This is a genomic window from Amycolatopsis roodepoortensis, assembly GCF_014873915.1.
Lineage (GTDB): Bacteria > Actinomycetota > Actinomycetes > Mycobacteriales > Pseudonocardiaceae > Amycolatopsis > Amycolatopsis roodepoortensis.
This window is the reverse complement of the sequence record NZ_JADBEJ010000001.1, coordinates 946,709-969,654: the sequence shown is the minus strand read 5'-3', so window position 1 is coordinate 969,654 and position 22,946 is coordinate 946,709. Positions and strand designations below refer to the sequence as shown.

Below are 22,946 nucleotides of genomic sequence, written 5' to 3'. Positions count from 1 at the left end.
TTATACGGTTTTCGGTTTGTACCAGACCTCGGGGCGGCCGACCTGGCCGTAGCGGGGTTCGCGCTGGGCGAGACCGTTGTCGGCGAGGTATTCGAGGTAGCGGCGCGCGGTGACGCGGGAGGCGCCGATCGCGGTCGCGGCCGCCCCGGCGGAGAGGCCGTCCGCGGCCGAGGCGAGGACCTCGGTGATCGACTCCAGGGTCTGCGCGCTCATCCCCTTCGGCAGGGCCTGCCGCTCGGTGGTGCGCAGGGTGCCGAGCGCGCGGTCGATCTCGGCCTGTCCGGTGACTTCGCCGGAAGCGCCGTGGAACTCGGCGTAGCGCTCCAGTTTCTCCCGCAGGGAGGCGAAAGTGAACGGTTTCAGCAGGTACTGCACCACGCCGACCGACACGGCGGCCTTCACCAGCGCCAGATCCCGCGCCGAGGTCACCGCGATGACGTCGATCGGGAGCCCGGCCGCGCGCAGCGACCGGCAGACGGCGAGCCCGTGCGTGTCCGGGAGATAGAAGTCCAGCAGCACCAGGTCGACCGGTTCGCGTTCGCAGAACCGCAGGGCGTCGCCGCCGGAGTGGACGACACCGGCGACGGTGAAGCCTGGCATCCGCTCGACGTACACCCGATGCGCGTCGGCGGCCACCGGCTCGTCCTCGACGACCAGCACCTTGATCATCGCGCGGACTCCTTCGGCGGCAGGCGGACGGTGAACACCGCGCCCTCGTCGCGGCCGACGTCGATCGTCCCACTGTGCCGCCGCACCGCCTGACCCACCAGTGCCAAGCCGAGCCCGTGCCCGTCCTCGGGTTTGGTGGACCAGCCGCGCCGGAACACGTCCTCGACGTCGTCCACGCCGGGGCCGGTGTCGGCGACCCGCAGCAGCAGGCCCTCGGGGTCGGACCGCACGGTGACCTCGACGCCGGGCCGTCCGCCGTCGCCGGCGTTCCCCGCCGCCGCGTCGATGCCGTTGTCGATCAGGTTGCCGAGGATGGTCACCAGATCCCGCGGCGGGACACCGGTGTCCGCGTCCTCCATGACGGTGTCGGGTGTGATCGTGAACTCGACGCCGCGCTCGCTCGCCTCCGCGGCCTTGCCGAGCAGCAGCGCCGCGAGCACCGGTTCGGCGACCGCGCCGACCACGCGGTCGGTGAGTTCCTGCGCCAGCGCGAGTTCCGCGGTCGCGAACTCGACGGCCTGTTCGGGGCGGCCGATCTCGACCAGCGAAACGACGGTGTGCAGCCGGTTCGCCGCCTCGTGCGCCTGCGACCGCAGTGCCTCGGCCAGTCCGCGCACGGTGGTCAGTTCCCCGGTCAGCGCCTGGAGTTCCGTGTGGTCGCGGAGGATCACCACGGTGCCCATCGCCTTCCCGCCCGAGCGCACCGGCGACGTGCTGACGACGAGCACCCTGGCCTCGGTGAGATGGAGTTCGTCGGTGCGTTCCTCTCCCGAGGTGAACGCTTCGACGAGGTCGTCGGGAATGTCCAATGCGGACAGTTCGCGACCGACCGGATCATCGGTGACCTCGAGCAGCGCACGGGCCCCGTCGTTGCACAGCACCACCCGCCCGTCGCCGCCGACGAGCAGCAGCCCCTCGCGCACGGAATGCAGGACGGCCTCGTGGTACTCGAACAGGTTGCTCAGTTCCTCGGGCGCGATCCCCCTGGTCTGCCGCCGGAGCCGGGCACTCACCAGGTAGCTGCCGATCCCGCCGACCACCAGCACCGCCACCGCGACCCCGATCAGCGGCCACAGGCGTTCCCGAAGCTCGGCGTCGATCGCTTCCACGGTAATGCCGACCGACACCAGAGCGACGACCTGCCCGGCGGCGCCGTGCACCGGGACCACGACGCGTTCGGACGGCCCGAGCGAGCCGGCGTAGGTCTCGAGCACCCTGCCGCCGCGTTGCGCCTCGCCGATGTTGCCGATGAACGGCTGCCCGATCAGCTCCGGATTCGGATGTGTGTAGCGGATCCCGTTCTTGTCCATGATGGTCACGAAATCCACCCGCGTGTCCGCCCGGACACTCTGCGCGAACGGCTGCAACGTCGCGGTGGGCTCCGATGTGGACAGTGCGGCCAGCACGCCCGGCGCGTCCGCCACCGACTCGGCGACCGCGATCACCTTGTCTTCTGCCCGGTCTTCGGTGGCCCGCACGGAATCGAGATAGGCGAAGGTCAGCCCCGCCGCGACGAGCACGAACAGCACCACGAGCTGGAGAACCAGCAGCTGGCGGGCGAGACTGCCGCGCCTGGTCCGGATCCGCGTCGTCGAGGGCACCCGCTCATACCAGCACACCGCCCACAGGGCCGCTCGGCGCGCCCGGCCGGAATTCTCCGGAAACCACTCGCGCGAACTCAATGAACACAACCGTGACCCAGCTCACCTGGCCGGGTGATAGTGACCGGCAATCCCACGGACACCCCCTGAGCTGGAGGCAAAGGTGCCTACAACGCCGGAAGCGGCGCCACGACGTCGCGACAAGATGCACTACCTGTACCTGGCCGTGATCGCGGCGGTGGTCCTCGGCGTCATCGTCGGGTTCGCCGCGCCGGATCTGGCCAAGGAACTCAAGCCGCTCGGCACGGGTTTCGTCAACCTGATCAAGATGATGATCTCCCCCATCATCTTCTGCACCATCGTCCTCGGTATCGGATCGGTGGCGAAGGCCGCGAAGGTCGGGAAGGTCGGGCTGCTGTCGCTCGGCTACTTCCTGATGATGTCGACGTTCGCGCTCGCGATCGGCCTCGTCGTCGGCAACCTCCTGCACCCGGGCGAGGGCCTGCACCTCGACCCCGCCGCCGCCGCGAAGGCGCACAAGCAGGCCGAGGGCGGCGAAGGCACCGTCGACTTCCTGATGGGCATCATCCCCACCAGCTTCGGTTCCGCGTTCACCGAAGGCCAGGTGCTGCAGACGCTGCTGGTCGCGCTGCTCGCCGGATTCGCCGTGCAGAAGCTGGGCACCAAGGGCGAGCCGATCCGCCGCGGCATCGAGCACATCCAGCGGCTGGTGTTCCGGATCCTCGCCATGATCATGTGGGTGGCCCCGGTGGGCGCGTTCGGCGCGATCGCCGCGGTGGTCGGCGAAACCGGCTGGGGCGCGCTGCGCAGCCTCGCCGTCATCATGATCGGCTTCTATCTGACCTGCCTGGTGTTCGTGTTCGGCGTGCTCGGCGCGGTCCTGTGGCTCGGCGCGCGGGTCAACATCTTCACCCTGCTGCGTTACCTGGGCCGCGAGTTCCTGCTGATCCTGTCGACCTCGTCGTCCGAATCGGCACTGCCCCGCCTGATCGCGAAGATGGAGCACCTCGGGGTCTCCAAGCCGGTCGTCGGCATCACCGTGCCCACCGGCTATTCGTTCAACCTCGACGGCACGGCCATCTACCTGACGATGGCGACGCTGTTCATCGCCAGCGCGCAGGACCAGCCACTGGGCGTCGGCGAACAGATCTCGTTGCTGCTGTTCATGATCATCGCGTCGAAGGGGGCGGCGGGCGTCAGCGGCGCCGGGATCGCCACCCTCGCCGGCGGTCTCCAGTCGCACCGGCCGGAACTGGTCGACGGCGTCGGCTTCATCCTCGGTATCGACCGGTTCATGTCCGAGGCCCGCGCGCTGACCAACTTCGCGGGCAACGCCGTCGCGACCGTCCTGGTCGGCACGTGGACCAAGGAATTCGACCGCGACCAGGCCAACCGGGTCTTCAGCGGCCAGGCGCCGTTCGACGAAGCCACCCTGATCGACGACCATCCCGACACATCGCAGGATCCTGAAAGCGACAGGGAAAAGACCGTGGCGCACGCGTAGCGCCCGGCGGCGAACCGGAACCGCGGTGCGAGGGGCCCCCGTCCTCGCACCGCGGTTCCTTCTTTTCTGGGAAACTCACCGGCATGCCGGACGCCATCGACCGTTACGTGGTCCCGCGGTACTCGAAGCTGCTGCACGGCAACTTCGCCGGGATGATGAGCGACCCCGAGCGCGAGGCCTTCCTGCGCGACCTCGTCGAGGACGCGCGGAGCATCACCGACGACGAGCTCGAAGAGCTGCTCGCTGCGGACTGGCGGCCACGGATCACCGCGGCCTGGCTGATCGGCGTCGACCGGCGCACCGCGTGGCGAGGCCGCATCCGGGAACTGTTCCTGGAAAGCGGCCTGGTCTTCGCCGGGCAGGGTTACTGTTTCGCGCTCGCCCGGTTCGGCACGATCGCCGACGCCGAGATCCTCGTGTCCTATCTGGACCACTACCTCGCGCGGCCGGACTTGCGCTACGACCAGGAATGGGCGCTCGCGGCCCTGCACCACATCGACGCTGACCTCACGACCGCGTACACGTCTCGCTATCTGCGGCCGGACGGGCCGTGGGAAAGCTGGTCCGCGAAGAACAGCACGGACCTGCCGTTCCACAAGATGTACTTCGCCCTGCTGTGCTCGCACGTCCAGCGCGCCGTGCACGCGGCGGACATCAGGCGCTGACCTTCTCGTCGTAGACGACGCGGGACGCCGCGATCGAGTCCCGGTGGCGCTCGGCCCAGCTCAGCAAGCCGCTCAGCGACGCATAGAGTTCCTTCGCCATCGGCGTGGCCTCGTACTCCACCTTCGGCGGCACCGTCGGGTACACGGTGCGCACGAGCAAGCCGTCGCGTTCGAGGTTCCGCAACGTCAGCGTGAGCATCCGCCTGCTGATCCCCTCCACCGAACGCTCCAGTTCCGTGAACCGCACCGGACCGCGCGTGGCCTCCAGCAGGATGCCGATCGCCCACTTGCCGCTGATCCGGTTGATCACCTCGAGGACGGTGCACACCTCGAGTTTCTCCGGATCGACCAGCCTGGCCTGCGCGGTCACATCGGTGTTCCCCTGGGACATGAAAGTGCCTCCTTCCGGCGAGGAACAGAGTCACACAAGATGGGCGCTGTTACAAGTGATGCACCAAGGCATCACCTGGGGAAATCTCGAAGGATCATCATGCGCGCTCTCACCCTTGCCGTCCTTTGCGCCGTCTCGCTGATGGTCGTCCTCGACGGCTCGATCGTCGCCGTCGCGCTGCCCGCGATCCAGAACGACCTCGGCTTCACGCCGTCCACCCTCGCCTGGGTGGTCAACGCCTACCTGATCGCGTTCGCCGGGCTGCTCCTGCTGTCCGGCAGGCTGGGCGACCTGATCGGCCGGAAACGGGTCTTCCTGGCCGGGCTCGGCCTGTTCACGCTCGCCTCACTGCTGTGCGGAATCGCGCAGGACCAGGCACAGCTCATCGTGTTCCGCTTCCTGCAGGGCGCGGGCGGCGCGCTGGCGTCGGCCGTCGTGCTCGGCATGATCACCACGCTCTACCCGGAACCGCGGGCACGGGCGAAGGCCATCGGCGTCTACAGCTTCACCCAAGCCGCGGGCTCGTCGATCGGGCTCATCGCGGGCGGCACGCTCACGCAGCTGCTCGACTGGCACTGGACGTTCTTCGTCAACCTGCCGATCGGCGCGATCGCGCTGGTGCTGGCCGTCCGGCTGCTCGCCGACGACCGCGGCCCCGGGCTGCGCGGCGGCACCGACGTCACCGGCGCCGGGCTGGTCACCGGCGGGCTGATGCTCCTGGTCTACACGATCGTCAAGGCCGAGGAGTACACCTGGGCCGACGCCCGCACGCTCGGGCTGCTCGCGGTGTCGCTGCTTCTTCTCGCCGGATTCGTGCTCCGGCAGGCGAAGGCCCGTCAGCCGCTGCTGCCGCTGCGGATCTTCCGGCTTCGCGCGGTGTCCGGGGCGAACGTCGTGATGGTGCTGATGGTCGCCGGGCTGTTCGGCTTCCAGTTCATCACCGCGCTCTATCTGCAGCGAGTGCTCGAACTCGACGCGTTGAGCACCGGGTTCGCCTTCCTGCCGGCCCCGCTGTCGATCGCGGTGATGTCCCTGGTCTTCGCCGAGCGGCTGAACCACCGCTTCGGGGCACGAACGGTGCTCGTCACCGGGCTTTCCCTGGTCACGCTGGCGCTCGGCTTCCTCGCCACCGTCGAGGCGGACGGGAACTACACGACGGACGTCCTGCCCGCGCTCGTCCTGATGGGCATCGGGTTCGGCGCGGCGATGCCGGCGCTGATGGGGCAGGCGATGTCCGGCGTCGCCCCCGCCGACACCGGCGTCGCTTCGGGACTGATCAACACCACGCAGCAGATCGGCGCGGCCATCGGGACCGCCGTGCTCGCGACCGCCGCCGCGTCCCGCACCGGCTCACTTCTGGCCGAGGGCACCGCGATTCCCGAAGCCCTCACCAGCGGCTACCGGACGGCGTACGCGTTGAGCGCCGGACTGCTCGCTCTCGCCGTCTTCTCCGCGACGGTGTTCCTTCGCACCCGGAAGGTTCAGGAAGCGATCGTCGCGTAGGCCCACTCGGAGACCTCGCCGCCGAGGCGGACCTCGGCGGCGCCTCCGGGTCTCCAGACCCCGCTGCCGCCGAACGCGGCCATCCCGCCGGTCTTGCCGGAATACTGGGAAAGCACCACCCACATCCCGTATCCGGCCGCGACGCCGACCTGGTCGAGCAGCCGCTGTTCCTGGCCATCGCTGAAGAGCGCGCTGAGGACGTAGACCTCCGCACCCGCCTCGGCGAGCTCCCGCGCATGGTCCGGATTCGCCGCGTCGAGGCAGATCGCGAGGCCGAGACGCCTGCCACGGACCTCGACGATCACCTGCCGCGTGCCCGGTTCGAACAGCTCTTCCTCGCTGTTGTGCAGGTTCCGTTTCGCATAGGTGGCAACGGTTTCCCCGGCCGACCCGAGGACGAGCGAACCGATGAGCCGTCGTCCGTCCTCCACGAGCGGAAGGCCGATGACGGCATGGACACCGCTGGCCCGGCACGCCTCCCGGAGCGGTTCGAGGCGAGGGTCGTCCTCGGTCAGCCACAGCCCGGGATCGGCGGCGAGCGCCTCGAACTCCAAGCCGGTCAGGGAAAGTTCAGGGAAGACGCAAAGATCTGCCTCCGCGATCCGGATGAGCCTCGCGTGTTCGGCGATGTTCGCGGAAAGATCGGCGGGGACGGTGAACGGCTGCACGGTGGCGACACGCATGGCGGGAGCCTAGCCCGCGGAAGCCCCCAGGTATCCCCGTAATCCGTTGTGTCCCCGCCGCATCATGAGCGCGTGGTTGATCCGGAAGATCGGCCTCGCGACGCGATCGAGCTTGCGCAGCAACGGTTTCCGCGCCTCGACCTCCTGTGTGATCTCCAGCCTGGTGCCAGTCCCCACCGCCATCAGCGCGCCGGCCAGCATCCCTTCGAGATCGCCGCTGAGCCGGACCCGCACCCGGCCCTCGCGCTCGTCCTGCCGGTCCCGGTGCATCCGGACGGTCAGCGCGTACGGCAGCCTGGACCGGCAGACGAGTTCGGCGGTGTCCTCGTCCACCTGGCTGACCGATCGGACGTCGCGCCACCACAGCGGATACGCGGCCAGGTCGACGACGGCGTCGAAGACCGCCTTGGGCGAGGCCGGGAGCACCCACGTGTCGCGGAAGCGGTACCAACCGCCTCCGCGACCCGCGAGCGAATCCGTCATACCCGCGCCGACACCAGGTTCCGGCCGTCCATGGTCACGACGTCGACCGAAGCCACGTCGCCGGGGGCGACCAGGGCGGAACCGTCGACACCGGTCCCCTCGCGCTGCCCCTTCTCCGAAACGAGCCAGCTGCCGGCGTTGACCCGCTCCCCACTCTTGGTCACCACGATGAGCGAGCACTTCTCGCCCTCACGGACGCCGGTCGCCTTGGCGTGCAGCCGTACCCACCCCGCGGCCGGGACCACTCGGACCGCCACTTGCACGCCCGTGTCCCGGTTGGTCGCCGCGAGGTCGCGCGTGCCGGGCACCGGGGTGGCCGACGCCGGCACCGGCAACGCCACCGTCGACGGTTCGGGCGACGTCTGCCGCCCGACCAGCACGCCCGCGCCGAGCGCCACGACGACCAGAACGGCCGCGCCGGCCACGGTGAGGAGCCGCCGCGGCTTGCGCTCCTGAGTGCCTTCTTCTTCGCGAACCTGACGCAGCGTGCGCTGCAACAGCAGGTCTCCGCCGTCCGGAGGCCCTTCGAGGAACGCCTCCGGCGGTACCTCGTCGAGGTGGTACCGCAGTTCTGACAGCTCACGCACCTCACGACGGCACGTGGGGCAGTTCGCCAGATGTGTCTCGAACGTGGCCGCTTCCGCCGCGGTGAGCCCGCCGAGGACGTAGGCGGCGAGCTGGCCCTGGTCGTGTCCCACCGCACTCATCGCGCTACCTCCCTTCCCGGTCCCGCCATCACGGCTCTGAGCGCCCGTAACGCGTAATAAGATCTCGACTTAACGGTACCCGGGGCCACGCCGAGGGACTGTGCCGCTTCGGCCACCGTCCGGCCCCGGTAGTAGATCTCCACCAGCACCTCACGATGTTCCGTGGAAAGGCCGTCCATCGCCCCGAGCACGGCCATCGAGTCCACGACGCTCTGCGCGTGATCCCGCTCGACCGCCGGGGTGGGCACCCCCTCCTCCGGCTCCGCCACTTCCGGTGGCCGCGCCGCCCTGGCCCGCGCGCGGTCGGTGATGATGTTGCGGGCCACCGTGAGCAGCCAGCCCCGCACCGATCCCTTCGCGTCGTTCTCCAGGTCTTCGGCGTGCTTCCAGGCCCGGACCAGGGTCTCCTGCACGACGTCCTCCGCGGCCGCGCGGTCCCCGGTCAGCCTCGTCGCGTACGCCAGCAGGCTCCGCCCGTGTTCGGCGTACAAGTGCCGGACCAAGTCCTCGCCTTTGGCCTTTTTGGGCCGCCAGCCTCCGATCGCCACTCGCGTCCTCCCGACGGTCTTCTGGGTCGGCGAGGACAGTACTGCAACCCGCAGGGGCAGAGTGGATCGTTCGGCGCGCGCCGCGATCGAACCGTTCATCGGCACCGGCCTCTCCTCGGTTCTCCATGGCCGCCTCCTCTTGCCTCCCACACGGACGGCACGGGCGCACGGTTCAACCGGGGCCTTGTCGATCACCGGACGCGCTCGTATGCTGGCGCCTCCGGATTCCGCCGCCGCCTGATTCCCGGGAGGGTCTCGGCGTGCCAAGGAAACTCGCGGCCGTTCTGCTGGCGGTCGCTTTCGTGTCGGGCTGCGGCGAGGAGCCCCGCTTCACCGCGACGCTGACGGATCCGGTGAACGTCGACCTGAGCTGGCCCGACGACGATCCGGCCGCCGCGGGGCGGATCGTCGAGTACACGACCGATCCGCACGGCGAATACACGATCCTGCGGTTCGTGCCGCCGCGGCAGACGACCTTCCGGCATCCGGACCTGATGCCGGAAACGCAGTTCTACTACCGGATCCGGCCGTTCTACGGCGCCGTTTCGGAGGCCGTGACGGTTTCCGGGCCGGCCACCCCTGCCGCTGACGGACCTCTTGTGCCCCTACGGTCGGGTGATCGCAAGGCTGCTCCGGCGTCGTTCCGGGCGGAGCCCGCGCCGGAGGAGATGGTGCGGTTCAGCTGGACGGATCGTTCCACCGACGAAGACGGTTTCCTCGTGGAGATCAAGAAACCCGGCACCGCCGAGTTCGTGCCGATCGAGGTCTCCGATCCGGGGACCACGTCGGCCGGGCTCGCCACCATGCCGGGCGAAGAGGGCGCCTCGTACCGGCTGCGCGCCTTCTACTACGGGCCCGCTTCGCCGGTGCTGGACCTCGTGAGTGGTAAGGACGGTTAGAACCGTCCTTACCACTCACGAGCACCTATGCGAGAACGGTCTTCAAGAACTGCCCGGTGTAACTCTCCTCCACCGAAGCGACGTGCTCCGGCGTGCCCTCCGCGATCACGGTGCCACCGCCGGAACCGCCCTCGGGACCCATGTCGATGATCCAGTCCGAGGTCTTGATGACGTCGAGGTTGTGCTCGATGACGATCACCGTGTTGCCCTTGTCCACCAGCCCGTTGATCACGCCGATCAGCTTGCTGATGTCCTCGAAGTGCAGACCCGTGGTCGGCTCGTCGAGGATGTAGACCGTCTTGCCGGTGGACCGCTTCTGCAGTTCGCTGGCGAGCTTGACGCGCTGCGCCTCACCACCCGACAGCGTCGGCGCGGGCTGCCCGAGCCGGACGTAGCCGAGGCCGACGTCGACGAGGGTCGCCAGGTGCCGGTGGATCGCCTTGATCGGCTCGAAGAACTCGGCCGCCTCCTCGATCGGCATGTTCAGCACGTCGGAGACGGTCTTGCCCTTGTAGTGCACCTCGAGGGTCTCGCGGTTGTACCGGTCGCCCTTGCAGACCTCACACGGGACGTAGACGTCCGGCAGGAAGTTCATCTCGATCTTGATCGTGCCGTCACCGGCGCAGGCCTCGCACCGGCCGCCCTTGACGTTGAACGAGAACCGGCCCTGCTGGTAGCCCCGCACCTTCGCCTCGGTGGTCGCGGCGAACAGCTTGCGCACGTGGTCCCACACGCCGGTGTACGTCGCCGGGTTGGACCGCGGGGTGCGGCCGATCGGCGACTGGTCGACACGGACCAGCTTGTCCACGTTGGCCAGCCCGTTCACGCGGGTGTGCCGGCCGGGGACCTGGCGGGCACCGTTGAGCTTGTTCGCCAGCACGGTCGCGAGGATGTCGTTGACCAGCGTGGACTTCCCGGAACCCGAGACACCGGTGACCGATACGAGGCAGCCGAGCGGGAACGACACGTCGAGACCGCGCAGGTTGTGCTCGCGCGCGCCGACGACGGTCAGCTGCCGCTTCTTGTCGATCGGGCGCCGGATCGCCGGAACCTCGATCTTGGTGCGGCCCGAGAGGTACGCGCCGGTGATCGATTCCTTGTTCCGCAGGATCTTCTTGTACGGTCCACTGTGGACGATGTGGCCACCGTGCTCACCGGCGCCGGGGCCGATGTCGACCACCCAGTCGCTGGAGCGGATGGTGTCCTCGTCGTGCTCGACGACGATCAGCGTGTTGCCGAGATCCCGCAGGCGGACCAGCGTTTCGATCAAGCGGTGGTTGTCGCGCTGGTGCAGCCCGATCGACGGCTCGTCCAGCACGTACAGCACGCCGACCAGACCGGAGCCGATCTGCGTGGCGAGCCGGATGCGCTGCGCCTCGCCGCCGGACAGCGTCCCGGAGGCGCGGTCGAGCGAGAGGTAGTTGAGGCCGACGTCGAGCAGGAAGCGCAGCCGCGCCTGGATCTCCTTGAGCACCGCGCCGGCGATCACCTGCTCGCGCTTGCCGAGCTCCAGCTCGTCGAGGAACTTCGACGCCTCCGCGATCGACAGGGCGCAGACCTCGGCGATGGACCGGTCGCCCTGCGTCTTGTGCTCCAGGGTGACGGCGAGAATCTCCGGCTTGAGCCGCGTGCCCTGACAGGCCGGGCACGGCACCTCGCGCATGTAGCCCTCGTACCGCTCGCGCATGTACTCGGACTCGGTCTGCTCCTGGCGCCGCTCGAGGAACGGGATGACGCCCTCGAAGCTCGCGTAGTACGAACGCTGGCGGCCGTAGCGGTTCTTGTAGCGGACGTGGACCTGCTCGTCGACACCGTGCAGGACGGCCTTCTGCACCTTCGCCGGCAGCTTGCGCCACGGCGTGTCCATGCGGAAGCCGATGGTCTCGGACAGCGACTCGAGCAGGCGGATGAAGTAGTCCGCGCTCTGGCCGCCCGCCCACGGCGCGATGGCCCCCTCGCCGAGGGACATCTCGTCGTCGGGGACCACGAGCTCCGGGTCGACCTCCTTGCGGACGCCGATACCGGTGCAGTCGGGGCAGGCACCGTAAGGCGCGTTGAAGGAGAACGACCGCGGCTCGAGGTCTTCGATCGCGAGCGGGTGGCCGTTCGGGCAGGCCAGGTTCTCGGAGAACCCGCGTACGCGATGCGGGTCGTTCTCCGGGAGGTCGACGAACTCCAGCTCGATCAGGCCGTCGGCCAGCCGGAGCGCCGTCTCGACGGAGTCGGTGAGCCGCTGCCGTGAGCTGGTCTTCACCGAGAGCCTGTCGATGATGACGGCGATCTGGTGCTTTTCCTGCTTCTTCAGCTTCGGCGGGTCGGTGAGCGGGTGGACCGTCCCGTCGACCACGACGCGCGCGTAACCCTGCTGCTGCAGGTTCTCGAAGAGGTCGAGGTACTCGCCCTTGCGTCCGCGGACGACCGGGGCGAGCACCTGGAAGCGGGTGCCCTCCTCCATCGCGAGCACCTGGTCGACGATCTGCTGCGGGGTCTGCTTGCTGATCGCCTCGCCGCACTGCGGGCAGTGCGCCTTGCCGGCGCGGGCGTAGAGCAGGCGCAGGTAGTCGTAGACCTCGGTGATGGTGCCGACGGTCGAACGCGGGTTGCGCGAGGTGGACTTCTGGTCGATCGACACCGCGGGCGAAAGGCCCTCGATGAAGTCGACGTCCGGCTTGTCCATCTGGCCGAGGAACTGGCGCGCGTACGCCGACAGCGACTCGACGTAGCGCCGCTGCCCTTCGGCGAAGATGGTGTCGAAGGCGAGGCTCGACTTCCCGGACCCGGACAGACCGGTGAACACGATCAGGCTGTCGCGGGGCAGGTCGAGATCCACACCGCGGAGGTTGTGCTCGCGGGCGCCGCGAACAACGAGGCGATCAGCCACGCCAGGGTCCCTTCAGGTTTCATTCTCAGCTGCGGTCGCCGTCCCGGTCGATAGCTGCACGGGCGGCCGCATCCATGCTACGAGGCACCACCGACAGAAACTGGTTCCGACTCTTTGACCTGCGGTTTTCCCGGCTTTTCGCGTCGATCCCGGCGAGCGGTGAGCCACCGGTGGACCGGTCGTTCAACGCCGGCGGTGATCGCCCAGCCCCCGAACACGGCGGCGGCCAGCACGATGGGGAGCCGCAGCCAACCGGGGACGCCGGCGTTCAGCAGGGCACGGGCCAGGATGTAACCGAGTTCCTGGTGCACCAGATAAAGACCATACGAGATGCCCGCGAGCCAGGTGACAGCCGGGGCGACCCTGGACATGCCGGGCAACCGCCAGTCCGGTCCGCGCGCGGCCAGGCACACCAGAAGAAGCATGACCGCGAACCCGATGGCCGAGGGCCAGCGCTCGGGGTCGTTCGGCAGGGCCTGGTGGAACGGGAAGACCTGCAGGTCCTGCGCGGCGCAGGCGGCGAGCACGAACAACGCCGCGTGCCAGTGCGCGAGACGTCGTTTCGACCACAGCCAGATCGCGATGCCGATGGCGAAGACGTGCACGCGGTGCAGGCCGAGGCCGTAGTAGAAGGTCTCCACGAGTTTCGGCGTGGACACCGGGTCGAACACGACGAACCGGAGGAAAAGCGGGACCAGGATCAGCGCCCAGAGCAGCCCGACGGTGAGCCGGTGGGTGCGCCACCGGCGCGGCCACAGCAGGGCCGCGGCGGTGAAAGCGGCGAGCTGGACCGGCAGCGTCCAGTAGGCGCCGTCGAGATAGTAGAAGAGCTCGTACCGCCAGCCCCATTCCTGGACCATGCCCAGGTTGGCGAGCAGATCGGCGCCGGTGGGGACGTACCACGGCGACGGATCGGACGGCGGGCCCTGCGGCACGCCGAACAGGAATCCGGACAGTCCCGGCGGGAACGGCAAGCCACTGAACCGGATCGTCGCGTACCGGGCGACGACGTAGGTCACGGCCACCGCCACCAGGTACGCGGGCACCAACCGCGCGACCCGGTTCCACAGCCACCGACCGGGGCGCCCCTTGCGCAGGCTCGCGCACACGAAGAAGGCGGAAATCACCAGAAGGATGGCCGCGCCGAACTGAGCGGTCACCTGAAAGGGGTACCCCACCAGTTCGGGATGCAGAAGCGCCCCCTGATGGGTGACGTGCCCGAGCATGACCGCGAAGACGGCTACAACGCGAAGGACGTCCCAGCTGATCTTGCGCGAGGCGCGCGGCGAAGCGTCGGGCACGAGCGTCCTGTGGTTCGGCTGGCGGGGCGACGCGAGCCTACGTCCTGCACCTGTGCGCCGCCTGTGCGGGTGGAACCGATTGCAGGCGAACGACTACCGTATGCGGTGTGAACATCGTCGAGACCTACACCGGGCATGTCGACCCCGGCGGCGACGCCGCCCGTCGCACCCTGGACGCGCTCACCATCACGAAGCTGTCGGTCGGCCCGATGGACAACAACGCGTATCTGCTCGTCTGCCGCGCCGAGAACGAAGCGCTGCTGATCGACGCCGCGAACGACCCCGAGCGGATCTCCGACCTCATCGGCCACGGCCCCGACCGGCCCGCGCTGAAGACCGTCGTGACCACCCACCAGCATCAGGACCACTGGCAGGCCCTCGGCGCCGTCGCCGGCGCGAACGGCGCGAACACCGCCGCCCACCCGCTGGACGCCGAGCCGCTGCCGATCCCGCCGGACTTCCTCGTCGAACACGGCGACACGGTGAAGGTCGGGCAGATCACCCTCGAGGTGATCCACCTGCGCGGTCACACCCCCGGCTCCATCGCGCTGCTGTACCGCGACCCGAACGGCCACCCGCACCTGTTCACCGGCGACTCGCTGTTCCCCGGCGGTCCTGGGCGGACAACAAGTCCGGAGGAGTTCGCCAGCCTGTTGGACGACCTGGAAGCACGCATCTTCGGCGAACTGCCGGACGAGACGTGGTTCTATCCGGGACACGGCGACGATTCCACGCTTGGCGAGGAGCGTCCCAAGATTCCGGAGTGGCGCGAACGCGGCTGGTGAGCTGACGACGTTCCCGAACGGGGCTGCCCTACCTAGTAGGCGGCCCCGTTTGCTGTTGGAGCAGCGAAAACGGGGCCTGGACGGACGCTGGAGGTCCGCATGGCAACGAATCCTGCCAGTCCCGGGGGCGCCGAGGAACGCGCCCCCGACGACTTCACCCGTATTCCGCACCAGTCGCTTGGCGCGTTGGTAGAGCGCTGGTCCGCCGCCCGCACGCGGACGTTCCTGGCCAAGGACGGCGAAGCCGATCCCAAGGACCTGGTCACCGAACTCGCCTACGGTACCCGGATCGCACACCAGATCACTGCGGGCCGATGGTGCGTGGTCGCTGAGTTGCTGCGAACAGGCGCGGTCGACTCCTGGGCGCAGATCGGCACCATGATCGAGGTGACTGAAACCGAAGCTCGGGACGAGTTCCACGGTTGGGTTGCTGCTCAGGTCGCTCTTCGACGTCGGACCGGCACGATCGGTCTCACCGAAGCCGACGCGGCAGAGCTGTTCTCGTTGTCCTCGGCGGTGTCCTGGTGAGCATTGAGGTAATTCACTGGGCGCTCAACACCGCCCCGATTCCCCGCGATCGCCGCGACGCGTCGAGCCTGGCTGTGGTTCTGGTCGGGTTGGCGAACCACGCCGATCCGGATGGCCGCAACGCGTTCCCCTCACTGGCGAGGCTGGCTCGGTACACACGGCTGTCCGAGCGATCGGTTCGCTACGCCTTGCGGGGGTTAGAGGATCTCGACCTGATCCGCCCCTCGGATCCGGGCATCGTGGCCGCGTACGTGAAGCGTGCGGACCGGCGGCCCAACGGGTACGACCTCGCAATCGACCGGGCCGAAGTGCTTGTGGACAACTCTGTCGACGGGAGGCAGAGTCTGCCGCCCGCTGAGCGGCACGAGGGGCAAACTCGGTCGGCACGAGGGGCAAACAGCGACACAACGGGGGGCAGTGCTTGCCCCCGAACCGTCCTTAACCGTCCTGGGAACCGTCCGGTGCGCGAGCGCGCGCCCGAGGCACGCTCGCCCATTCCGCCGCCGTGTGGGCAGTGCGACGCCCGGCCCAGTGATCCGGTCTCGGCTCGTGTGGTGTGGCTGGATGCCGATCACGCTCGCTCGGTCCGTTGCCCGCGCTGCCACCCGGCTGCCGATGGCTCGGCGGGAGGTGCCCGATGACGGTGACCAACGGAAACCTGGTGGCCCAAATCCGCCATGCGCTCGACACGGCGCGCAAGACCGGCCAGCCGTCGCCAGGGCGGCCGACGCTGGTGAAGTTGACAGGGGCGACAGATCACGCGGTCCGCAAGGTGCTGGCGGAGCTGGCGACCGAGAACGCCAACCTCGATAAGCCTGGCGGGCAGCCGCCGAACGAGGACGTCGGGTGGCCTGTCTCCGATCATGGCGCCGCTGCCGACCGGCAAAGCGACTCTGGCCGGTCGCCCATGATCACCAGCCCTGGCGATGGGATGGCGCCAACCGCTGACCGGCCCGTCAGCGCTGGCGACGACGTGTCGACTCCGGCCGCGGCGGGCGGTCGGCTCGTCGCATGGGCGGGGTTCGTGTTCGGCTCGGTGATGTCGATCGCGGCGAACGTGCTGCACGTCTGGCTGCCCGCTCCGCATGAGCCGCCCGGTTGGGTGCCGGGGATCGCGCCGCAGGTCGGGGCGGCAGTGTGGCCGGTGGGGCTGATGCTGGCAGTGGAGGCGCTGTCCCGTATCCCGTGGCCCAACGGGGTGTTGTGGGGCCTGGCCCGCTACGGCGGAGCCGGTGCCGTCGCGGTCGGCTCCGCGGTCATCTCCTATGGACACCTGCGAGGTCTCCTGCTGGCCTGGCAGTACGACCCTGTGGCGGCCGCCGTCGGCCCGCTGGTGCTCGACGGCTTGATGGTGGTGTGCGGCTTCGCCCTGCTGGCGATGAGCCGCACCAGCACTGGCGAGAACGACGGTGATCGCCGATGACCGTCGAACAGACAGGAGTCGTGGCGCAGGTCGCTGGCGACGAGGAAACGCCAACGGTCGCCAGCGCTGGTGACATGGTGAAGGCCGCTCCCCTCCTGGAGGGCGAGTTGCTCACAGATGAGGAGTACCGCCGGGCGCGGTCGCTGACAGCGTTGGCCATGTCGCGGCTACCCGCTCGATGGCACGACCGCAGCCACGTCAGTCAGCTGCGCACGGAGCTCGTCCGTCATGTCGTCCTAGCTCCGGCCCGGTATCCAGCCGCAGTAACACGTGGCGTGCCGATCGCCTTGCGCACTTGGTGGTCGTGGGTGTCGGTGAAGGACTTCTACGACGCGGCGAAGCAAGCTCAGCAGCTGGCGAACCGGTACGAGGAGATCCACCGCTTCCGAGTACGACGCCGCTGGTGGACGCTCGCCACCACGGCGGGCGGTGGTGGCGGTCTCACGATCGCGAGCCTGGTAGAGGGACCAGTCGTCTGGTGGATCGCTGGCGCCGTCGTGTCCGCCGGACTGGCGGTCACCGGACGCCGTAAAGACAAGTCCGGACGATCGGCGGTGATCCGGCCGCGCAGCATCGCGTGGGCAATGGACGGCAACAACCTCGTCACCGCCTTCCGCGAGGCCAAGCTCATCGGTAAGGACGAAGGGCTCGCCTTCGTTCAGCTGCCGAAGCGCGACAGCGCCGGCTGGGCCGTCGTCGTGGACCTGCCCGCCAGCCGCAAGGCCAGCACCGCGATCGCGAAGCGCGAAGACCTCGCCTCCGCACTGGCCGTCGACGAAGTCCAGCTCATCGCCGAACGTGTCCGAGGTAAGGGCGGGCACGCAGGTCGGCTCTCGCTGTGGATCGCTGATGACGACCCGTACGCGGCGAAGCCGGTCGACTCTCCCCTGGGCGATGTCGAGAACTGGGACTTCTGGCAGCCCACCCCCTTCGGCACGACCGCCCGCGGCCAGGTCGTACACCTGCCCCTGGTGTGGACTTCGCTGCTGGTCGGCGCGATCCCGCGGATGGGCAAGACCTACGCAGCTCGGATCCCGGTCACGTCGGCCGCCTTGGACCCACACGTTCGGCTGATCGTGGCCGACGGCAAGGGCGGCAAAGACTGGAAGGCGTTCGAGCTGGTGGCCCACCGGTTCATCCCCAATGCCCGTGCCGAGTCGATCGTGCGGCTCATCGCAGTGCTCGAAGAGGTCGCGGCCGACGTCGAGAACAGGTTCGGACAGCTCGCCGAGATGGACGACGAACTCTGCCCGGAGTCGAAGGTCACCCCCGAAATCACCCGCAACCCGGTCTACAACATGCCGCTGACGGTGATCGCCGTCGACGAGATCCAGAACTACTTGGAGGACGAAACCCCTCTCGACCCGGACCAGCCCAAGGGCAAGAAGCGCGGCCAGCGGGTCCTGGAGCTGCTGACGTTCATCGCCAAGACTGGTCCCGCTGCCGGGTTTGTGCTGATCCTGGCCACGCAGAAGCCGGACTCACAGGTCATCCCCGACAAGCTGCGTGGCCAGCTCGGTACCCGCTTCGCGCTCAAGGTCATGACCTACCAGGCCAGCGAGACGATCCTCGGCGCCGGAACCTACAAGGCTGGAATGGACGCCTCCAAGCTGCTCAAGTCCCACCGAGGGGTCGGGCTCCTGCTTGGCGCGGACGGCGAAACCGATCTCGACGCCGGCGAGGCGCTCACCGTGCGAACCCACCTGCTGCACATCAAGGCTATCCGGGCGGCCTGCCATCGTGGCCGTGCGTTGCGTGAGCTGGCCGGGACGTTGACCGGTGACGCGGTCGGCGAGCGGCAGATCCGGGAGCTCCCGGATGAGGTAGCGCAGCGCATCCAGCAGTCTGCGGCCGTCAACGAACCGTCCGTTTTGCCGGAGGACTCGGAGGGTCCTGAGCTTCCTGAGGTGCTGGGGCTCCTGGTCAACGCCATCGATGACGCTGAGACCGGTCTGGTGGCGACAGCGGATCTCGCGGCTCGTATCGGCTGGGACGCCAAGCCACTCGGCGAAGCACTGCGCAGGCACGGTGTGCCACCACCAACGCCGTCTCGTCAGCGGATCAACGGGTCGCTCCATCCCGTATCGGTCGTCGACTTGAGCACCATTCGCGCTGTGGTCGGCAACACCGCCCGATGAGGGTCGGTTGGGTCCGCACAGCAGTGTGCGGACCCAACCGACCCGTTCGTGCGGACCGGAAACACCGCCTTCGCGCGTTCAACCAGGCTCGATAGTCGGTTGTACTGGCAGAGCCGACCTAGGCTCCCAGGCTCTAACGTCCGCACAGGTCTGCACAAACTCGTCCAGATTGCTGTGTAAGCGAAGATCTCCGCCAAGCAGACGACGTGGGCCTGTTCACTGAACGAAACGGGTCAGTTTTCTGGGAGTTCCTCTGGAGACCAGGGCGAGCCGCCTTCGTAGTTCTGTTCGTTAGATACGACCGCGTTTCTCCGTGACAACCGGCCACATTCGATTCGGAGGAAAACTTACACTCGGGAAGTTCGACCGCGCCCCGGTCAACGGCTCACGTGGTTGACGCCCGCCACCTTTCCACGACGCCTGCCATACTTGCCTGTTGCATAAGACTCAGGCTCAGGTGATCTCCTTGACCCACCGAGAGAAAACTGCCCCAGATCAACCGCGGACCGATTATGGCGACGACAAAACTGAACGTTCGGACGTGCCGAACGTGTCCCGCCAATAAAGCGTGTGGCAGTGCCTACCCCTGCACGGGCCGGGGACCCTACGTCATTCTTCGTGAATCTAGTCGATCCCTGAGGCCCCAGTCAGCGCATGTTGCACCTGCCGTAAACCGTTCTCAGGTCACCACAAACACCCGACGCGCATAACCTAACGGGCGCCTACTAAGAGACGAATCTGTCGCCGCCAGGGCCGTAGTAGACCAGACGCCCCTCATTGTCAATCTCGTCAAGCGCAAAAGGGGGTATAGAACTGTAAACCAGGCGCGTGAATTCGACATCGCGAACCGAACCTATATACTTCGCAATATCGCTTTCCGGGCAAGCAGATTGAACACTTTCGCTAATCGCGAGAATATGAAGGCGCGTTTCTCCCATGTTCGCGGCTTGCTCATTGTATTCACGCCACTCAATGCGTCGCTCTACCGCCCTGGCATCCAACGACTCCAGAGGACCGTAGATAAAGTCCACAAACATAACATCCTGGCCGATTGTGGTCATATAACTCAAGCCATGGAAGTCGTGTGGCGTCTCAAGAATGGGATGTATATAGATTTCCCGACTGTAGCGTTCCTGCAAGTATCTCGGAATAAGTAGCTCTATGATATCAGCGTGTTGCGGCGAGTCGGCAATCCGGGTGAGTTCACCTATTGCCCGTTCGTCCAGAATCTGGGCACTCGGAACTTTGACAGTCCAGCCATTTGCACCGCGAACAACATTGGATTCGGTAATCTGAACCCAGAACACTTCGTCAGTTTGCGGATTGCAGAGGCATACAATTACAGGAAGAGAGTGGCTAAGCCAATAGGAGAGGTGTTTCTCCTGGCCGCGGTAGAGCCACCCTCCTTCAATCTCTTCGTCAAACCATGAGAGGCCACATTTGATCTGAAGCGCAAGTAACCTGCCGGTCCCCTTTCCGGCCTGGACGATCTCGACCTGAGCATCGATGCCGAGGTCAGCACGGAACTGCTCTCGGAAGATCCATCCCAGCTTGTCGCCAATCGAAGCATCAACCATACGCACGCCCTTGTCAGACGTCTTGGCCTGTGCCGTATAGCGCGGTCGGAATGTCGGCTCGCCTGTCATGCATCCATTGTCGCAGTACTGCGAGCTCGCTCATCGAGCGACTGCTCGGACGGCGCCCCTAAGAGGAGCCGAGAGCAAGGGCTGAGAACGCTACGAGCGTCTGTACCGCAGCCCCAGTGTCTGTGCTTCTCACCGAGGTGACACCAAAGCCTTGACGGCGACTTAGCGCAAGGTGCACTCCCTGTCGTTTGCCGCCAGCCTGGAGCAAGGACGATCGTCCTTCCCAACGTGGACGGGGCGCCACGAGAAGCACCCTCAAGCCGCGTAGCTACCGTTCACTTGCCCAGCGTGCATAGATCGCCATCGCGACAATCTGTTCCACTCCGCGCTCTTGTCGGCAGCGCACAGTCATCAAAGCGGTAGTCCACTAACAGACACGCGACAAAGGTAGAGTCCCCGACGCGGGGCTACGAAAGGCGGTCGGCGAGTGAAAGAGTTGATCAGTACGAGCACTCGTGGCCTGTTCCGTGACCTGATGACTGATAGCACCGTCGGTGCCATCACCTCAGCGTTCCAGGACGAAGGTTTCGCTCCAAACCCGGACTGCCGCTACGACGACACCAGTGTCCGACGCACTGCTGCCCAGGAACGCCTCGATTCCGTCGACTGGACTAACTCTGGCCATGTCGCCCGCGCCTGCCGAGTCTTCGAGCGATTGCTGATCGACTGGGGAGACGGCCCATATCTCGACCGCTTCTACAACTCCTTGCGCAGGGACGGCTGCTCAGTCGACTATCCCGGCACAGGCCTGATCACTCCGCCCACCGTCTCCGGCCACCTACGTCCGATTCGGTCACTGGCTACCCTCACCGACCCTTCCGCGATCCAGGAACAGCTCGACCGCATCCAGCGAGCGATCATCGACGATCCTGCCCTGGCCATCGGCAGCGCCAAAGAACTGGTCGAAAGTACCGCCAAGGTCGTACTCATCGAACGTGGTCGGCCAGTCAACGACAAGGATGATCTCCCCGCACTGGCCCGAGCAGCCCAGGAAGCACTCAGCCTGCACCCCTCGTCAAGTGCGCCCGGCCCCGATGGCAGCGACGCGGTCAAGAAGATCCTTGGCGCAGTCACCACCATCACCGCTGGGCTAGGCGAACTCCGCAACCGCGGCTACGGCACCGGACACGGCCCAGCCGCCACCCGAATCGGGCTTCGCCCGCGGCACGCACATCTCGCTGTCAACGCTGCGGTCACGTGGTGCCAGCTGCTGCTCGACACCCTCGCTGACCCCGACGCGCCCTGGCGCAAGACATCCTGACTGCGTAGAGACAGGATCGGCGACGGCCAGAAATACGGCTCACGACTTCCTAGCGCTACGACGCCCCCTGCACCACAGGAAGAGACACCACGAGGCGACTGTGTCGTTTGTCGACGATGTGCGCGGAGCCAATCTGCTCATCAGGAGTGTCGGCCGGATACGCGGTGATGACCGGGTCGGCCGTCCGCGCGGAACCCCAGGCCCGGATCTGGTCGGACAGTCGCTCAGCCAGCTCGTCCCCAGTAGGACCGTGGCCGATCGCGCCCAGCTCCGACCTCTGCTTACCGCCATCGTCTAAGCGGCGAAAGGTGAAGTAGGCCAGGGAGTCCTTTTCGACGAGGGCAGGGCTGCGGGAGGGGATGGCGGGAGTAGCGAGGCCGGCCTCGACAGCGGCCGGATCGGCTGCGATGCGGCAGGTTCCCGGCTCAGTGCCGGTCATCCGCAGCCAGACGCCGTCGAACGGCTCACTGTTGCCAACAGTCACTCCCGACCAGGCCGCGGTCTTCGGGGTGGCGAGGATCCTGTCGAGCCGATCAAGGCTGATGTCCTGGTCGCCGTCCCAATAGAGAGTGACCAGGCCGTCTGAGTCCAGGTGGCCGGACAGCTCACTGTCCTGGCCGATCATCGGAACGAAGCCACACAGCTGGACTGAGTCCGACCGGAGTCGGTCGCCTTCCCGGACGAACGCGACGCTGCGCGTCTGCCCCCGCCAGCGCAGCGGCACCACCAGACGTCCACCGGGCGCAAGCTGGCTCCACCACGCCGGCGGAAGGTCGAATGCGCCGACGGTCAGGATGATGCGGTCGTAGGGGGCGTGCTCCTGTGCGCCGAGCGAGCCGTCGCGTGCGATGACCCGGACATCAGGGAAACCGTTGCCGTCCAAAGCTTCCCGCGCACCGAAGGTCACCTCGTCGTCGATATCAACGGTAGTGACCTCTCCCCCTGGCCCGGTCAAACGTGCCAGCAGGGCGGCGTTGTAGCCGGTTCCGGCGCCGATCTCCAGGACCCGGTTGCCTGGTTGGACGTCGAGTTGGTCGAGCTGCATCGCGACCACGGTGGGCACGGACGCGCAGCTGAGCGCGGAGCCGTCCTCGGCGCGTTTGGTGATGACCGCCTTGTTGGCGTAGGCGTCTTCGGCGGTGGCGGCGGGCACAAAACGATGGCGCGGAATCTCGCTCAAAGCTTCTTCGACGGCCTGATTGCGGGCGTGACCAGCCTGTTTGACATGGGCGACCATGGACGCGCGCAGCGCCTCGGGCGAGGTGCCGGTGGTGGTGTTGTTCATCGTGTCCTTCCATGCGGGCGGTGC

21 protein-coding genes are annotated in these 22,946 nt (G+C 67.4%); 10 read left to right on the top strand and 11 right to left on the bottom strand.

Features of this window, described 5'->3' with window-relative positions; translation table 11 throughout:
* Together H4W30_RS04645 and H4W30_RS04640 are read right to left on the bottom strand one after the other, a co-directional pair.
* Nucleotides 1–669, bottom strand: a complete 669-nt coding sequence (locus tag H4W30_RS04645; protein ID WP_192741647.1) for a response regulator — start codon at nt 667–669, stop codon at nt 1–3.
* The gene (locus H4W30_RS04640) at nt 666–2,270 is read right to left on the bottom strand and encodes an ATP-binding protein (protein WP_192741646.1); all 1,605 of its coding nucleotides are present in this window, start codon (nt 2,268–2,270) and stop codon (nt 666–668) included. The genes H4W30_RS04645 and H4W30_RS04640 overlap by 4 nt, the downstream gene beginning before the upstream one ends.
* Nucleotides 2,271–2,475: 205 nt before the next feature.
* On the opposite strand from H4W30_RS04640, the gene H4W30_RS04635 reads away from it, so the two are divergent.
* Both H4W30_RS04635 and H4W30_RS04630 read left to right on the top strand, forming a co-directional pair.
* On the top strand, nt 2,476–3,795 hold the full coding sequence (locus H4W30_RS04635) for a cation:dicarboxylate symporter family transporter (protein ID WP_192742430.1): 1,320 nt from the start codon (nt 2,476–2,478) through the stop codon (nt 3,793–3,795).
* Nucleotides 3,796–3,878: 83 nt separating this feature from the next.
* Nucleotides 3,879–4,460, top strand: a complete 582-nt coding sequence (locus tag H4W30_RS04630) for a DUF6000 family protein (protein ID WP_192741645.1) — start codon at nt 3,879–3,881, stop codon at nt 4,458–4,460.
* Here H4W30_RS04630 and H4W30_RS04625 read toward each other — a convergent pair.
* Nucleotides 4,450–4,851 carry a winged helix-turn-helix transcriptional regulator gene (locus H4W30_RS04625; RefSeq protein WP_126734071.1) on the bottom strand — a complete coding sequence of 134 codons (402 nt, stop codon included), beginning with the start codon at nt 4,849–4,851 and terminating at the stop codon, nt 4,450–4,452. The genes H4W30_RS04630 and H4W30_RS04625 overlap by 11 nt on opposite strands.
* A 99-nt stretch (nt 4,852–4,950) precedes the next feature.
* Between H4W30_RS04625 and H4W30_RS04620 the strand changes: the two genes are divergently transcribed.
* Nucleotides 4,951–6,354 (top strand): MFS transporter, encoded by a 1,404-nt coding sequence (locus H4W30_RS04620; RefSeq protein WP_192741644.1) that lies wholly within the window; start codon nt 4,951–4,953, stop codon nt 6,352–6,354.
* Here the strand turns inward: H4W30_RS04620 and H4W30_RS04615 are convergent.
* The 4 genes from H4W30_RS04615 to H4W30_RS04600 are packed head-to-tail and all read right to left on the bottom strand — an operon-like array spanning nt 6,333 to nt 8,775.
* The gene (locus H4W30_RS04615; protein ID WP_225948768.1) at nt 6,333–7,037 is read right to left on the bottom strand and encodes a carbon-nitrogen hydrolase family protein; all 705 of its coding nucleotides are present in this window, start codon (nt 7,035–7,037) and stop codon (nt 6,333–6,335) included. The genes H4W30_RS04620 and H4W30_RS04615 overlap by 22 nt on opposite strands.
* Before the next feature lie 9 nt (nt 7,038–7,046).
* Entirely contained in the window at nt 7,047–7,520 is a 474-nt protein-coding gene (locus H4W30_RS04610; protein WP_192741643.1) for an SRPBCC family protein, read from the bottom strand.
* Nucleotides 7,517–8,227: an anti-sigma factor family protein gene (locus H4W30_RS04605; protein ID WP_192741642.1), complete on the bottom strand. Its 711-nt coding sequence runs from the start codon at nt 8,225–8,227 to the stop codon at nt 7,517–7,519. Before H4W30_RS04605 ends, H4W30_RS04610 begins: the two co-directional genes overlap by 4 nt.
* Nucleotides 8,224–8,775 carry a sigma-70 family RNA polymerase sigma factor gene (locus H4W30_RS04600; protein WP_167373663.1) on the bottom strand — a complete coding sequence of 184 codons (552 nt, stop codon included), beginning with the start codon at nt 8,773–8,775 and terminating at the stop codon, nt 8,224–8,226. Before H4W30_RS04600 ends, H4W30_RS04605 begins: the two co-directional genes overlap by 4 nt.
* Before the next feature lie 260 nt (nt 8,776–9,035).
* Here H4W30_RS04600 and H4W30_RS04595 point away from each other — a divergent pair, with 260 nt between their 5' ends.
* A complete protein-coding gene (locus H4W30_RS04595; protein ID WP_192741641.1) occupies nt 9,036–9,674 on the top strand; it encodes a fibronectin type III domain-containing protein in 639 nt (212 codons plus the stop codon).
* 25 nt (nt 9,675–9,699) lie between these two features.
* Here H4W30_RS04595 and uvrA read toward each other — a convergent pair whose 3' ends face one another.
* On the bottom strand, nt 9,700–12,555 hold the full coding sequence (gene uvrA, locus H4W30_RS04590; protein ID WP_192741640.1) for an excinuclease ABC subunit UvrA: 2,856 nt from the start codon (nt 12,553–12,555) through the stop codon (nt 9,700–9,702).
* A gap of 77 nt (nt 12,556–12,632) precedes the next feature.
* Nucleotides 12,633–13,856 (bottom strand): acyltransferase family protein, encoded by a 1,224-nt coding sequence (locus H4W30_RS04585; RefSeq protein WP_192741639.1) that lies wholly within the window; start codon nt 13,854–13,856, stop codon nt 12,633–12,635.
* A 107-nt stretch (nt 13,857–13,963) separates the two neighbouring features.
* Here H4W30_RS04585 and H4W30_RS04580 point away from each other — a divergent pair, with 107 nt between their 5' ends.
* The 5 genes from H4W30_RS04580 to H4W30_RS04560 all read left to right on the top strand — a co-directional run bounded on the left by H4W30_RS04580 (nt 13,964) and on the right by H4W30_RS04560 (nt 18,730).
* Nucleotides 13,964–14,641: an MBL fold metallo-hydrolase gene (locus H4W30_RS04580; protein WP_192741638.1), complete on the top strand. Its 678-nt coding sequence runs from the start codon at nt 13,964–13,966 to the stop codon at nt 14,639–14,641.
* 99 nt (nt 14,642–14,740) lie between these two features.
* Nucleotides 14,741–15,169, top strand: coding sequence for a hypothetical protein (locus tag H4W30_RS04575; protein ID WP_192741637.1), 429 nt, complete (start codon nt 14,741–14,743; stop codon nt 15,167–15,169).
* Complete coding sequence (locus H4W30_RS04570; RefSeq protein ID WP_192741636.1) at nt 15,166–15,810, top strand: helix-turn-helix domain-containing protein; 645 nt, start codon at nt 15,166–15,168, stop codon at nt 15,808–15,810. Before H4W30_RS04575 ends, H4W30_RS04570 begins: the two co-directional genes overlap by 4 nt.
* A complete protein-coding gene (locus tag H4W30_RS04565; protein WP_192741635.1) occupies nt 15,807–16,592 on the top strand; it encodes a DUF2637 domain-containing protein in 786 nt (261 codons plus the stop codon). The genes H4W30_RS04570 and H4W30_RS04565 overlap by 4 nt, the downstream gene beginning before the upstream one ends.
* Nucleotides 16,589–18,730 carry a cell division protein FtsK gene (locus H4W30_RS04560; protein WP_192741634.1) on the top strand — a complete coding sequence of 714 codons (2,142 nt, stop codon included), beginning with the start codon at nt 16,589–16,591 and terminating at the stop codon, nt 18,728–18,730. The genes H4W30_RS04565 and H4W30_RS04560 overlap by 4 nt, the downstream gene beginning before the upstream one ends.
* Before the next feature lie 725 nt (nt 18,731–19,455).
* On the opposite strand, the gene H4W30_RS04555 is transcribed toward H4W30_RS04560, so the two are convergent.
* Nucleotides 19,456–20,376 carry a DUF4365 domain-containing protein gene (locus H4W30_RS04555; protein WP_192741633.1) on the bottom strand — a complete coding sequence of 307 codons (921 nt, stop codon included), beginning with the start codon at nt 20,374–20,376 and terminating at the stop codon, nt 19,456–19,458.
* Nucleotides 20,377–20,803: 427 nt separating this feature from the next.
* Between H4W30_RS04555 and H4W30_RS04550 the strand changes: the two genes are divergently transcribed.
* Nucleotides 20,804–21,637 (top strand): abortive infection family protein, encoded by an 834-nt coding sequence (locus H4W30_RS04550; protein ID WP_318780531.1) that lies wholly within the window; start codon nt 20,804–20,806, stop codon nt 21,635–21,637.
* A gap of 55 nt (nt 21,638–21,692) precedes the next feature.
* Here H4W30_RS04550 and fxlM read toward each other — a convergent pair whose 3' ends face one another.
* A complete protein-coding gene (gene fxlM / locus H4W30_RS04545) occupies nt 21,693–22,922 on the bottom strand; it encodes a methyltransferase, FxLD system (RefSeq protein ID WP_192741632.1) in 1,230 nt (409 codons plus the stop codon).
* Between the last annotated feature and the right edge of the window lie 24 nt (nt 22,923–22,946).